Origin of the sequence: Parasynechococcus marenigrum WH 8102 (genome assembly GCF_000195975.1) — a bacterium.
In the GTDB taxonomy this organism is placed as follows: domain Bacteria; phylum Cyanobacteriota; class Cyanobacteriia; order PCC-6307; family Cyanobiaceae; genus Parasynechococcus; species Parasynechococcus marisnigri.
This window is the reverse complement of sequence record NC_005070.1, coordinates 985584-998867: the sequence shown is the minus strand read 5'-3', so window position 1 is coordinate 998867 and position 13284 is coordinate 985584. Positions and strand designations below refer to the sequence as shown.

Sequence of the window (13284 nt, the reverse complement as noted above, 5' to 3'; positions counted from 1 at the left end):
TCAGTCGGCCCTGCGGCCGAAGAGACGATTAAGGGGGTTGCGGCTGGGGCCGGACGGCGCGGTGACCGCCTCGGGAGCAGCATTGATCGCATCATCCTCTGGGCGGGAGGGATCCGCAGCCTGTCCCTGGGAGAACTGTTCCACCATCGCGGCATCAGGGGTGGGTTCCTTCAGACCGCAGACATCGCGGTACATGACGTCGTAATCGATGGCCGAACGGTCCCAGCTGTAGTCCTGCTGCATGCCGCGCTTCTGCAACTCCTGCCAGCTGTCGCGATGGCGGTAGGCCTCCCAGGCACGCACCAATGCGGTGTAGAAGTCGACCGGCTCAAAACGATCGAAGCAGAAGCCGGTCCCGCTGGCATCAGCTGGACTGTGGGGAGGAACGGTGTCCACCAGGCCGCCCACCTTGCGCACCACAGGAACGGAGCCGTAACGCATGGCGTACAGCTGGCTGATGCCGCAGGGCTCGAAGCGACTGGGCATCAGGAAGGCGTCACTGCCGGCATAGATCAGTCGGGAGAGGTCGTCGTCGTAGGTGAGGAAGACGGCGCAACGGCCGGCATGGCGGGAGGCCAGCTGCCACAGGCCGGATTCCAGGCCACGGTCACCGGTGCCGAGCACCACGATCTGCGTGTCGGTGTAGGCGAGCAAACGGTCCGCCACCTGCAGAAGCAGATCGACGCCCTTCTGATCGACGAGTCGGCTGACCATGCCGAGGACAAAGGCGTCGTCACGCACCTCAAGACCCATGCGCTCCTGCAACACCCGCTTGCAGACCGCTTTACCGGAGAGGTCGTCGGCGCTGAAGGTGGCCGGCAGAGCCCCATCGGTCTGGGGGTTCCAGGCCTCGAGGTCAATGCCATTGAGGATGCCGCGCAGCTTGCCGGAGACGAAATTGAGCAAACCATCCAGCTTTTCGCCGTACTCCGCCGTACGGATTTCCTCGGCGTAGGTGGGGGAGACGGCGTTGACCCGGTCGGCGTACAGAAGTGCCGCCGCCATGGTGTGATCTCCCTGCATGTACCAGGGGCACCAGGTGATGCGATCCAGCTTCCAACGCCAGGGGCCCTGGTACTTGAGGTTGTGGATGGTGAAGACCGTGCTGATCTCCGGGTCCTGGTGCATCCAGACCGGAATCATGCCGGTGTGCCAGTCGTGGCAGTGAAGAACATTCGGCTTCCAGACATTCCAGGCGAATTCAGCGGCGGCACTGGCAAAGAAGGTGAAGCGCCAGTCCTCATCTTCACCGCCATAGATCCGCTCGGGATCGAACACCGGATGTCCCACCAGGTAGATGGTCATCCCATTGCCTGGATGCTTCGTCTCGTAAACCGCGAATTCCGTACCCATCGTCTGGGCGCGCCAGATGGGTTCGTCCGAGATCGTCAGCTTGGTCCAGAGCTTGGAGTAGCCCGGCATGATCAGCCGCACGTCGTGGCCAAGCTTGGCCAGAGCCGGAGGCAGCGATCCCACCACATCCCCCATGCCACCGACCTTGATCATCGGGGCGCATTCCGCGGCAGCGAAGAGGATGCGCATGGATGAAATCGGCGTTGGCGCGGCGACTTTAAGGGGAATTCGTCGATCTGCCGGCTCAAGGCAGCACGGTCACCTGAGTACCGAGCATCACCTGCCCGTAAAGCCTGCGCACATCCTCGTTGTAGAGGCGCACACAGCCATGGGAGATGGCCCGGCCCACGGTCCAGCGATGGGGGGTGCCGTGAAAGCCAGTGGTGGTGCAGCCCTTGATCGTGATCCAGCGATCGCCGTCATGGGCATCGCGGCCGAGGCAATCGCGTTGGAAGGCGATCCAATGGCTGCCCAGGGGGTTGTCTGGTCCCTGCTCCTCCACCCGCTCACCGGTGACGGGGTGCACCCAGACGGGTTGATCGATCTTCTGAAACACCGCGAAGCTGCCGGTGGGAGTCTCCCAACCGGGCATACCAGTGGCTACGGGGAAGGCGAGGCGCAGGTTGCCGTTCTCGAGCAGCAGCAGACGCCGGCGACCCCGCAAGAGAACGATTTGCCGATCCTTCTGCTCACGCAGTTCTTCCGGCAGCGACGCCAGGGCTTCCATCACCGAATCCATCGAGGCCGCCTGCAGCAGGGGCAGTGATTCTGGAAGGGTGACCGGAAGCATGGGCTCAAGGTAACCAGCCGGTTTCAGAGAAGTCAGGGGGCCGTTTCTCCAGGAAGGCATTGCGGCCCTCCAGCGCTTCGTCGGTTCGGTAAAAGAGATGGGTGGCATTGCCGGCCAGCTCCTGGATGCCGGCCAAGCCATCGGTTTCCGCATTGAACGCCGCCTTCAGGCAACGGATCGCGGTGGGGCTGTGCTGCAACACCTCCCGGGCCCAGCGCACCCCTTCCGCCTCCAGTTGATCGAGTGGAACCACAGCATTGACCAACCCCATCCGCAAGGCCTCGTCGGCGCCGTATCGGCGGCAGAGGAACCAGATCTCGCGCGCCTTGCGCTGCCCCACCACCCGGGCCAGGTAGCCGGCTCCGAAACCACCATCGAAGCTGCCCACCTTCGGGCCGGTCTGCCCGAAGACAGCGTTGTCCGCCGCCAGGCTGAGGTCGCAGAGCAGATGCAACACCTGGCCGCCGCCCATGGCGTAGCCCGCCACCAGGGCGATCACCACCTTGGGCAGACTGCGGATGATCCGTTGCAGATCGAGCACATTGAGCCGCGGCAGGCCGTCATCGCCCACGTATCCGCCGTCACCGCGCACGCTCTGATCACCGCCTGAACAGAAGGCGAAGCCACCATCGGCGGCAGGGCCCACCCCGGTGAACAGCACCACACCGATCGAGCGGTCGTCCCGGATGCGGCTGAAGGCATCACAGAGCTCCACCACGGTCTGAGGCCGGAAGGCATTGCGCTTGGCGGGGCGGTTGATCGCCACCCGGGCGATGCCCTCGCTGCAGCGGTCCACGAGGATGTCGGTGTAAGTCCCCCAGGCTGTCCACGCCGCTGCGGGGTCACCGGGGAGCACCTGCCGCAACTCGGCCATCAGCTTCAGAGCAGAGGTTCTGCATTCTGCGCAGCGGAGCGCAGCTGGGTTCGCAAGCGGGCATCGGCCTCACGGTCCGTCGCCAGCCGCAGCAGAGCAGGCCGTCCCTGAGCCAGCCCCCACTCGAGGGCCTCGGGCAGATCCTCCAGGCAGGCCACCTGGCGCCCGTCGATGCCGTGGGCTGCCGCCAGGGCCAGTGGGTTGACCCGCTGGGGCATGGCGAAGAGGCGATCGAACTGCTTCGACTGAATCGGCAGCTGCTGGAAGATGCCGCCGCCCTGGTTGTCGATCAGCAGCACCAGCAGCGGCGGATTGCCTTGGGCGCCGTGCAGCCAGCCATTGCTGTCGTGCAGCAGGGCCAGATCGCCCGTCACCAGCACCATTGGGCCCTGCTCCATGGCCAGTCCCATGGCCAACGAGAGCGTTCCGTCGATGCCGGATGCGCCGCGAAAGCTGAAGCAGCGGCGATTTTGGGCCTGGAGTCCGCCCCAGATCAACCAATCCCTGACGGGGGAACTGGCCGCCAGCATCACCGGCAACTGCGGCGGCAGCAGCAACGGCAACCAATGGGCCAGGGCCGGTTCGTTCACGGCCCCCTGCAGTGGCAGCCGCTGACGCAGCAGCGATGCGATCCCGGACTGAGGCATCAGCTGCTCCGGCGTCGATGCCCCTGGGAAGTCCTGGTTCTGCTCCGCCCACCAGGCCGCCAGCCCGCCACTCCATTGATCAGCCAGCCCCAGCGGGTCGAGACCACGGGGTTCCCCCTCACTGATCAGCAGTTGCGGCCCCGTCTGCCGCTGCAGCCATGCCTCCAGCCGCCGACTGGCGGGCAGTGGCCCGAGCCGCAGCACGGGGCTTCCTGGCGCCAGCTGCAGGCGATCAAGCTGAAGCTCCCAGCCATCCAGCTGCCCAGGACAGTCGGCGGGGATGGCGGCCAGTGGATCCGCTAACAAAGGCCAACCGCTACGGGCCAACCACTGCAGCAGTGCCTGCTGATACGCCGGCAAGGCTGGAGCCAATCCACGCCAAGGGCCGGCCACCACGACGCCCGCCTGGTTGGGATCGAGCTGAGGGGCTGCCCCCAGCGGTGAATCACTTGATGGTGCTGGCGCCGACCGCTGCAGACCGGACACCTGCAGCGACAGCTGATCCTCCGGGGCCCCATGCAACGGTTCCTCAAACGGGAGGTTGAGCTGCACCGGTCCAGGGGGGCGGCCGTGGCAGTGCCGCCAGGCCTCATGGGCAAGATCGAAAAGCGCTTGAGGCGGCTGGCTGGCCAGTCCCTCCGGGGCGCCATGGCCCAGCCAACGGCAGACCGGCTGCAGAAACTGCTCCTGATTCACGGTCTGATTGGCACCACAATTTTTCAACCGGGCGGGGCGATCAGCGGTGAGCAGCAGCAGCGGCTGGGTGGAACGGTCGGCTTCTACGGCTGCCGGCAGCAGGTTGGCGACAGCGGTGCCAGACGTCGTGACTACTGCCACAGCACGACCACCGGCGGTGGCCATGCCCAGGGCGAGAAAGGCCGCCGACCGTTCATCGATGGCCGTGGTCAACGCCAGATCACCTCGGGCTGCCAACAGCCCGGCAGCAGCAGCCAATGGACCGGAGCGGCTGCCAGGACACAGCACCAGCCGCGTCATGCCCTGCTGACATAGACCGTCCAGCAGCGTCAGGGCCGCCTGCAGATTGGCGCGGGCAGTGGTCAGTGCAGGGGTTCTGGCTGGTGCGATCTTGGGTCAATGACGCCCCCATCCACCACACCCCCCGCCCAGGAGAGCTCCAAAGGGTTCTGGCGGAACCTGATCATTTGGGCACTGCTGGCGCTGTTACTGCGCTGGGTGGTGGTGGAACCGCGCTGGATCCCATCAGGGTCGATGCTGCCCACCCTGCAGCTGCAGGACCGGATCCTGGTGGAGAAGATCCGACCTCGGCTGACCCGACGCCTGCACAGGCACCTGCAGCGCGGGGATGTGGTGGTGTTTGCACCGCCTCAGCAGCTGGTGGCCGCTGGATACGACCCCAACGCAGCCTTGATCAAACGGGTGGTGGGCTTGCCCGGTGATCAGTTGATGGTGGAGAACGGCGTTCTGCGCCGCAATGGTGAGCAGATCAAAGAGCCCTGGATCAGCGAAGCCATGGACTACGCCATGGCACCAATTCAGGTACCCGAGGATCAGCTGTGGGTGATGGGTGACAACCGCAACGCCAGCCTGGATTCCCATCTGTGGGGACCGTTGCCTGAGCGCAACGTGATCGGAACAGCGATCTGGCGCTATTGGCCGTTGCAGCAGTTCGGTCCCTTACGGATCCCCGCCCCTGCTGATGGCAGTTAATCACGGGTGCTTGCGTTATGTTCAGGTGCGTGATGTAGATCACAACGGATGTTCAACCCCGAGTTCTTGACCACTGACAGCAACGACGGTCAAGCGGGGAACAGCCTGATCCAGTATCTGCAGGAGCAGACTCCGGACACCTTGCAGCGTGTCGCGAAGTCCGCCAGCAACGACATCCAGGACATCATTCGCCATAACGTTCAAGGCTTGCTGGGCATGCTCCCAGGTGAGCACTTCGAAGTGAAGGTCACCGCCAACCGCGACAACCTGGCCAACATGCTGGCCTCAGCCATGATGACGGGCTACTTCCTGCGTCAGATGGAGCAGCGCAAGGAGTTGGAAGAGACCTTGTTCGCTGATGAACAGATGGCCATCGAGCCGGACGACGAACTCAACCTCTGAGACGGGGTTGCTCAGGCACCACGCCGAGATTCAGCAAGCGTTGATCAATCGATCCCAGAAATTCCCAGTTGCTGGTGCTGGGTGCCCATGGGCGTTCGGTTAGGTCCTGAACAAGTGAACGCAACGTGTTTGCCGTAAAACCGATGGGAGCGCTGTAGTGGGCTGACACCAGCCAGCGCAGATCGCTCCATTGCCCCAGCTGCTCCAACCAATCGAGCAGAGATTCCTTGGCCCGGGGTAACACCAACCGCTCCAACACCGGCGCCACCTGAATTTTGGGCTCCGCTTCCCCCATCAACGCAGCAGCGGCGGCCTCCCAACCTGACGTCCACTGGAAGGGATAGAGCCCGAAGTGGGCTTTGGCCGATCGCAGACCTGGTCGAAAGGCATGGCGAAACACCTGCTTGAGGGTTGGCACCTCCAACGGTTCCGGCCGCAGATAGGAGGCAAACAGCACCAGCCGCGCCCAACCGCGACGACGCGCGTCGGGCGTGTCGTTCAAAGGCTGATCACCCCGCTCACGGGCGTGGAACAACAACGGCGTGGGGTCCAGATCAAACAGCGAAGGCGGCTCAGCACTGATGCCCACCAGGGCATCGGTCACCAGCAGAGCGCCTGACGGACGATGAAAACAGGAGATCTCCTGGAAGCGACCGACACCAAGGTCGAGGGGTCCAAGTGAAATCCACTCACACACGTCGCCATGGGGGACGCCATCGTCGAACAACACCTTGGTGCGGTGTTCCGGAACGCCCAGCCAGGCCAGGGGCAACTGCACCGGGAAGCTCCACTGGCCCGGGCACACCCAAATTTCTGCATCCGGGAAGGCGCGAGCCAGGGGGCCAAGGGGCAGCTTGTGCTCCAGCCCCGAGGCGGTGGGCAGCACGATCGTGCGCACGGGGCCGTGCTGCTGCTCCAGCCCGGCAATGGCTTGGCGAACCTCACCGGTGGGCGGCACAGGGTTCACCAACATCAGGCCACCGGGCACCTTGGCCACGGTGAGCCGCACCGGCACGGCCACGTAGTACACCCCCTGCAGCTGCTCCAGGCTCCAAAGCTGACCAGGGATCAGCTCACTGAACAGCGTGCGGCGGCGGCCATAGGGATAGAGCGGCAGCAGCGGCCAGAAACCCCAGCGCTGATCTGCAGGATTCACCCCAGCTCCGGCCACCATGCTCCCCATCAATGCAGTGATTCTGCTGAAGGAAAGGGGCAAGGCAGCACAAAATCATTGAAAAGATTTACGCCACTGAAGCCTTAGGGTTACCCGGGCGTGACATCGCCGAGAAACATCATCTGATCAGACAGAGATGTTCAGATGCGGTATTAATTCCTCAGGCAGTGAAACAGGCAAAACGAAGATTGACTGTTATTGAAAATCAAAAAGTGCTACCTCAGCACTCAGCCCAGGGCCAAAGGCCAGTGCAAGACAAGGACCGGAACATTCCCGCCGCCTCAACCTTTCAAGGATGAACAGGATCGTTGCGGATGACATGTTGCCGTGATCCTGAAGTATTCCTCTGGACTCGTGCAGTAGGCCTGGGTCCAGCGACAAAACCTCGGCACAGGTCGAGAGAATCTTGGGGCCCCCTGGATGAACAGCCCAGCTCGTCACCGCCTCAAGATCAATGGCCTGCTCTTTGAGCCAATCTCGCAACCAGGGCAACAAGGCAGCGCCAACCGTTTCCGGAACAAGGGGCGACAAGCCCATCGCAAAACCATGGTCGCCAATCTCCCAGTGCATCAGATCTGAGCTGTTTGGAATCACCATCGAGCCACTGCGTCGCAACGCCAAGGTCTGATGTGTAGGGGAAGGATTGACGGAGGCGACAACGGCAGCCGCCCCATCGGCAAACAAAGCGTTGGCAACAACCTGCTCTGGGTGCCAGCCATAAGCCATATGGAGGCTGCAAAGCTCTACAGCGCACAGCAGAACAACAGCCTTGGGATCCATCTCCGCAAAGGCGTGGGCAACACGCAAGCCATTCAGCGCAGCGTGGCATCCCATGAATCCGATATGGGTTCGCTGAACACTCGGCGATAGATCAAGCTTTTCAATCAAGAAAAGGTCAACACCTGGTGACTGAAAACCGGTGCAACTGACAGTGACGAGATGCGTGATCGCCGTGGCTGAGATATCGCTATCGCTTAGCGCCTTTGCAGCGGCCTCAAGAGCCAGCTCACCGGCATGATCCTCAAACGCCTGCATCCGTTCGGCGGTACCAGGGCTTTCTTCGCCGTAGAAACTGAGACGCTCCTGGATCGTGCCATCGTCTCCATCCTTCTCCAGCAGCACACTTCCACGGCTGAGCACCTTGGTTTTCTGATAGATGCGTGTCATCAGCCTTACCTGCTCAGGGGTTTCGGCATTGATGCGATGTGCCACCTGCACGGCATCTGCCTGGCTCAGTCGCCGAGATGGCACCGCAGTACCAATGCCATGAAGGATGAGAGGCATGGTTTAGGAACTCGCCATCAGAGGAGACACCCGATTGAGGCTGCGAATAATGCGCTGCGGGATCGCAGGCCATTGGCACCCAAGGTTGAACAACGCATTTGTGGTGAGCGGTTGTCGTAACAACGTCGACAACACACTGCAAACCCGTTGACGGCTGATCGTCAGATCCACCAACCTCCTTTGCCAGCGTCGCTCGAGATCCGCTGACCATTCACCCTGAGCCTCCTCCACAAATGGAGCAACCGCCGCCCCAGCGGCGAGAGCCCACGCCATACCCTCACCGGTAAACGGTTCCACATAACCGGTCGCGTCGCCAAGCAACAAAAAGCGATCCCCTGCGAACAAACCAGCACGACGGGTGAGCGCAGGAGTTAATTGCCAACGAGACGACTCCAATCTTCGAGGCAAAGTGAAGCCGGCTTGAGTCAGAACAAGTTGTGCCGCACGCGCCACACCGCCAGACGACTTGACCACAGCGCGGTCGAAAGCGGCCGCCAGGTTGAGAGCACCGTCCTCACGTCGAACCAAGCCGACGTAGCCACGCTGGCCAATGGCCATATGAATCGCCCCTGACTCGTAGGAGCTGTCGTCATCATTGATGAGGCAGCCTGCCCCAAGCCTCGATTCCGGGGTGCTCCTCGAGCTGGCCGCATGGGAGGGGGACATCACCTGGTGCTGCAGTCCGGCTGCAACGAGAACCACACGGGCCCTGATCCGTTCAATGGGAGCATCACCCGGCGGTCGTAATCGCACCATTCGCCCATCGGGAGTGCTCTCCTCAAGCACGGCACCGGTTTGAAAGCGCAATGTTGCACCAGCAGCCTCAGCCGCGTTGACCAAAGCCTGATCGAAGCGCTCCCGCGAAAGTGCCCAACCGCCTGGCAACTCAAGCTTGAGGGACTTGCCACCCCAACCAAGACGAAGTTGATCGAGGGGCACGGCACCCTGATCATCAAAGAAGTTCGGGAGGCCTGTGGCAGTCAGAGCTGCCAAGGCATTGGCGTTAAAGCAGCAACCACACACCTTCCAGCGAGGGAAGGACCGTTTTTCGACGAGCAGAACTCGCAGGCCGCGATTTGCACAATCGAAGGCTGCCAAGCCTCCGGCAACTCCTGCCCCAATCACGATGACATCCCAATTGCTTTGCATGTCAGTGGGGTCTCCAGCAGAGCCGGTAGCGCTCGGGCCAGGTCCGTTCCAAGACACAATCGTGCAATCCAGCTTGAGAGGCGAGGTCCAGGATCTCTGAAGGAGTAAAAGCTCCCTTCACCGACAGTGGACCATCGTGATGAACCACCCAGGATCGACTCAGCAGTCGTGTACCCATCCAAGCCAAGGAATACCCAAGACGGCTGCGGATTAGATCATCGACAATCACAAGTCGACGAGCCCTAGCTGTCATCCCTTTGAGTAGGCGCACCACATCGGGTGGATCGAGATGGTGAACAAAAAGGGTGCAGTACACCACGTCAAATTGTTTGGATTCGGACGGGTCCAAAGCATCAGCAACAAACACACCAACGTTGCTGTCTGATCTGGCCACATTGCGGCGGGCGAGACGCACCGCTTCAGGATTCAGATCGCAGGCTTGAACCAATACATCCAAATCGCGTCCACGGGCGAGCGCAGCGAGCTCAATCGCCGTATCGCCACCTCCGCAAGCCAGCTCAAGCACGCTCAGCTGAGTGGCTGGACTCTCACCTGCGAGCGCCTCTACGTGACGAAACAGCCCTGGCACACAGCGACTGATTCCATTGATACGACGAAGACCTTGAAGGGCTCGGTCGTGCTCGGCTGGATCGAGCCCCGGCTGATCCATGACTTCGGGCTGCCGATCACGTTGCATCGAGGTCCAGCCAGAAAACATGTGTTGAACCTTTCCTACAACAAAGCTAGAAGAAACGAGGGTGGTAGTGCCTGCTTTGCCGAAGCCACTGGCTGCCCGCAAAGCCGAGCCTGCAATTTATTGAAAGATCCACAGATAGTTGGAAGTCTGAAAGACATAATTAATTTGAATCCCAAATATCAACTTGCGCCCAAGAAAAGCAGAATTTACTGTGCAACCATTAATTTCTTTGCTAGCTCAGAGAGCCGCAAACTCATAGAAGGCCATCATGTCGAGCTTCATCATGAATTAAACAGGCACACAGAACAAAAGAAACACATCAGGCACAAGAATTTCAAGCTGTCTATTAGTGAATACAATTAATTAGTAGCAACGCCAAGAAACATCAGCATTGATCTCCAGGATTCATACTTACCAGCAACAACGCTCACTATCGATGCAGTGATTCTGATGAGGAATGGATCGTGGGCAGGCGCTTCTGCTGATTGGCATCAGAGTGTCTTTGAGCCGCGAGAAGTGCCTTCACGCACTGCCCCCCCTTGAGCGCATCCCGACTCAAGCCCGCACCATCCTTGAGCTGGGTTGCGACATCGAGGCTGTTGTCGCCGGCATTAACCACGCCCAACGACAGGTCCACCGGCTCAAGCCAAATCGAACCCGGCTGGCCTGCACCCCTGCAAACCGTGATCAACGCCACCCCTAGCTGAGCACCATGCGCATTGTTTTGATCGGCAGCTTCGGTAGCAGCGGTGATCAGCATTACCGCATGCATCAGCCCGCTGCCGCCCTGGCCGCCCTGCCGGGAGTGGAGGTGTTCGAGGTGCATCCAGATGCCCGTTACCGCGACGCCGCCGCCCTGGCCGCCGACCTGCTCGTGCTCACGATGACCCTGGATCTGGAGGCCTTCCGGCTGATCCGCCAACGCCGCCTGCTGGGCCGGCCCACCGTGGTGGAAGTCAATGACTATCTCCCCGATGTGCAGGCTTGGAATCCTGCTGCCGGCTCCTGGCATGATCCCCGTGGCCAGAAGCTCTTCCACGGCCTGATCCACAACGCTGATGCCTGCCAGTTCAGCTCCGGCGGACTGGCTGACCGGCTGCAGCAACAGGCCCGCTCGGCCGTTGTCTTGCCGAATCACCTTGATGCCATCCCCGGCTTCGATGAGCTGAAACATCGTGCTGATGGCCGGCCGCTGCGGATCGGCTGGGGTGGATCGATCGGCCACTTAGAGGACCTGCGCCACATCGCACCAGCGCTGCTGCAGTGGTTGCCTCAGCAGAGCGATGTTCAGCTCGAGATCATGGCTGATCCATCTCTGGCAGCTGTCTTCGAGGGAAGGGCCGAGGAGCACGTGCTGATCCGCAAGCCAGGAAGCCTTGATCACTACCGCAGCTGGCTGAACAGCCTGCACATCGGCCTGGCTCCTCTGCTGCCCACGGACTACAACCGTTGCCGCTCCGATGTGAAATTCCTGGAGTATGCGGCGGCCGGTGCAGCGGCCGTGCTCCAGAACGAAACCCCCTACCAGGCCCTCGCTGCAACTGATCTAGCGAGCCTGTTTGACAGTCCAGAGGCGATGATCCAGCAGCTCGAAGGCCTGGTGCAGAACCCAGAGCAACGGCTGGAACAGGCCCGCCGTGCCCATGCCTACGTGAGCACCAACCGCGACATCCAAACCGCCGTGGTTGAACGCCAGACGTTTTATATAGGCCTGCTCCAACAGAGCAATTCCGTGCCGGGCCCCTTGCCAGCTCCGCTTGAGCAGCAGCGCGAGCGGACGCTCACGCAAATCCCCGGATGGAAACGGATCGGCGAGCGCCACTGCCGCCTGAAACTGAGCAGCAATGCTGATCAGGGCTTCGCCAAAGGCCTCAAGGCGCTGCAGGGCGGCCACTGGTCGGCAGCAACAGAACACCTCCAAGCGGCGATTCAGAATGAACCTGACCATGCCCCTGCCCACACCTTCCTGGGGGTGTGCGCCGAAAAACAGGGCCAGTCAGAACAGGCCAGCCGGGCATTCCGCACTGCTCATCAGCTCGATCCCCTGGCGCTGCGGCCCCGGCGCGGGCTGGAGCGGCCGCATCAACGAACCTTTGCTGCGGCGCGCCTGCTCGAACGCCGGGGCAATTCAGCCGCTGCAGAGCGGCACTACCGCGCGATTCTCGATCAACTCCCCAGCCACAACGGCGCCCTGCTGCAGCTGGCCACGCTGCTGCAACGCCAGGGAAACAGTGAGCAGGCCGCGTTCTGCCTGGAGCGACTGCTGCATGCCCATCCCGATCACGTGCACGGCCACACCAACCAGTCGATCCTGCTCAGCCGTCAGGGCCAGTGGCCAGAGGCGCAGGCCGCCTGCCTGCGCGCCCTTGCAATCGATCCCAGTTTCCTGCCGGCCCTACGCCAGCAACACCATCTCGCCAGACATTCCTGAGTGCTAACGCGACGCCATGCAAGTCACGCAGATCTATCTCTCCGACAACAACGCTGAGCCGCCTGCGCTGCTGCAGCGGTACATCGCCAGCGTAAGGCGAGCTTTTGCTCACTTAACGCATGTTCTTTATGGCGACAGGGACATCCAGGCCCTGATGAATGAACACTTTGACAGCCGCGTGAGTGCTGCATACAACAAGCTGATTCCATATGCCTACAAATCAGATTTAGCGAGACTTTGCATTGTTTATGCCGTCGGAGGTTGGTATTTCGATATTGGCTTTTACTGCCCTTTTCCAGGTGTTCAGTTTGAGCCTCGAATCAAACTTGCTGCGTTCAGAGAAAACCCAAGGCTGACCCACTATGCCTCTTGGTCCGTCGCTAACGGTTTGTTTTATGCACAAGCAGGCCACCCTGTCTTGCGACGGGCGATCGACATCATCACGCACAACTGCGAAAGCAACTACTACGGCTACACACCATTTTTCCCAACGGGCCCAAATGTCTGGGGCCGTGCCATCTGCGAAGAAGGAGTTGCCAGCTCCACCGTCTTTGGAGACTTCATCGAGCTCAGCCCGCAGCACGAAATCAAGAACCGCGCCATGGTGTTACCAAACGGCCAGATCGCAGGTTTTTACAAACCAACCAGCAGACAAGGATTCCGCCAAACCCTTGAGCAAATGGGAGCCATCGGCACCAATGACCACAACGCGCTCTGGGAACAGAAAGCCATCTACAACGCAAATTGAGCCAACCGATCAGTCTGATCTCCACACCCGTCACCCGCTAACACGC

The 13284-nt window shown here is 61.3% G+C and carries 14 protein-coding genes; 6 read left to right on the top strand and 8 right to left on the bottom strand.

From position 1 onward, the window contains the following. The 4 genes from glgA to menD are packed head-to-tail and all read right to left on the bottom strand — an operon-like array spanning position 1 to position 4705. Positions 1-1542 carry a glycogen synthase GlgA gene (gene glgA / locus TX72_RS04985; RefSeq protein WP_011127865.1) on the bottom strand — a complete coding sequence of 514 codons (1542 nt, stop codon included), beginning with the start codon at positions 1540-1542 and terminating at the stop codon, positions 1-3. Between the two features lie 55 nt (positions 1543-1597). Beyond that, positions 1598-2143: a L,D-transpeptidase gene (locus TX72_RS04980; RefSeq protein WP_011127864.1), complete on the bottom strand. Its 546-nt coding sequence runs from the start codon at positions 2141-2143 to the stop codon at positions 1598-1600. Positions 2144-2147: 4 nt separating this feature from the next. Continuing rightward, positions 2148-3017 (bottom strand): 1,4-dihydroxy-2-naphthoyl-CoA synthase, encoded by an 870-nt coding sequence (gene menB, locus TX72_RS04975; protein ID WP_011127863.1) that lies wholly within the window; start codon positions 3015-3017, stop codon positions 2148-2150. A 5-nt stretch (positions 3018-3022) separates the two neighbouring features. Then, positions 3023-4705: a 2-succinyl-5-enolpyruvyl-6-hydroxy-3-cyclohexene-1-carboxylic-acid synthase gene (gene menD, locus TX72_RS04970; protein WP_083810623.1), complete on the bottom strand. Its 1683-nt coding sequence runs from the start codon at positions 4703-4705 to the stop codon at positions 3023-3025. Between the two features lie 54 nt (positions 4706-4759). Here menD and lepB point away from each other — a divergent pair, with 54 nt between their 5' ends. Continuing rightward, the gene (lepB, locus tag TX72_RS04965) at positions 4760-5353 is read left to right on the top strand and encodes a signal peptidase I (RefSeq protein WP_011127861.1); all 594 of its coding nucleotides are present in this window, start codon (positions 4760-4762) and stop codon (positions 5351-5353) included. Between the two features lie 48 nt (positions 5354-5401). Further along, positions 5402-5755, top strand: coding sequence for a DUF760 domain-containing protein (locus TX72_RS04960; RefSeq protein ID WP_011127860.1), 354 nt, complete (start codon positions 5402-5404; stop codon positions 5753-5755). On the opposite strand, the gene TX72_RS04955 is transcribed toward TX72_RS04960, so the two are convergent. The 4 genes from TX72_RS04955 to TX72_RS04940 form a co-directional block, all read right to left on the bottom strand. After that, complete coding sequence (locus TX72_RS04955; RefSeq protein WP_011127859.1) at positions 5745-6938, bottom strand: DUF4336 domain-containing protein; 1194 nt, start codon at positions 6936-6938, stop codon at positions 5745-5747. The two genes, TX72_RS04960 and TX72_RS04955, sit on opposite strands and share 11 nt — an antisense overlap. A gap of 186 nt (positions 6939-7124) precedes the next feature. Next, the gene (locus tag TX72_RS04950) at positions 7125-8213 is read right to left on the bottom strand and encodes a type III polyketide synthase (RefSeq protein WP_011127858.1); all 1089 of its coding nucleotides are present in this window, start codon (positions 8211-8213) and stop codon (positions 7125-7127) included. A 3-nt stretch (positions 8214-8216) separates the two neighbouring features. Beyond that, positions 8217-9362: an NAD(P)/FAD-dependent oxidoreductase gene (locus TX72_RS04945; protein WP_011127857.1), complete on the bottom strand. Its 1146-nt coding sequence runs from the start codon at positions 9360-9362 to the stop codon at positions 8217-8219. A gap of 1 nt (position 9363) precedes the next feature. After that, on the bottom strand, positions 9364-10032 hold the full coding sequence (locus tag TX72_RS04940) for a class I SAM-dependent methyltransferase (RefSeq protein ID WP_225867756.1): 669 nt from the start codon (positions 10030-10032) through the stop codon (positions 9364-9366). Here TX72_RS04940 and TX72_RS14685 point away from each other — a divergent pair. The 4 genes from TX72_RS14685 (at position 9931) to TX72_RS04925 (ending at position 13238) form a co-directional block, all read left to right on the top strand. After that, on the top strand, positions 9931-10422 hold the full coding sequence (locus TX72_RS14685) for a hypothetical protein (RefSeq protein WP_225867772.1): 492 nt from the start codon (positions 9931-9933) through the stop codon (positions 10420-10422). The two genes, TX72_RS04940 and TX72_RS14685, sit on opposite strands and share 102 nt — an antisense overlap. 94 nt (positions 10423-10516) lie before the next feature. Beyond that, on the top strand, positions 10517-10762 hold the full coding sequence (locus TX72_RS13825; RefSeq protein WP_148228774.1) for a hypothetical protein: 246 nt from the start codon (positions 10517-10519) through the stop codon (positions 10760-10762). 9 nt (positions 10763-10771) lie between these two features. Then, a complete protein-coding gene (locus TX72_RS04930; protein WP_011127854.1) occupies positions 10772-12490 on the top strand; it encodes a tetratricopeptide repeat protein in 1719 nt (572 codons plus the stop codon). Positions 12491-12506: 16 nt separating this feature from the next. Continuing rightward, positions 12507-13238 (top strand): glycosyltransferase family 32 protein, encoded by a 732-nt coding sequence (locus TX72_RS04925; protein ID WP_011127853.1) that lies wholly within the window; start codon positions 12507-12509, stop codon positions 13236-13238. The last annotated feature ends 46 nt before the right edge of the window (positions 13239-13284 follow it).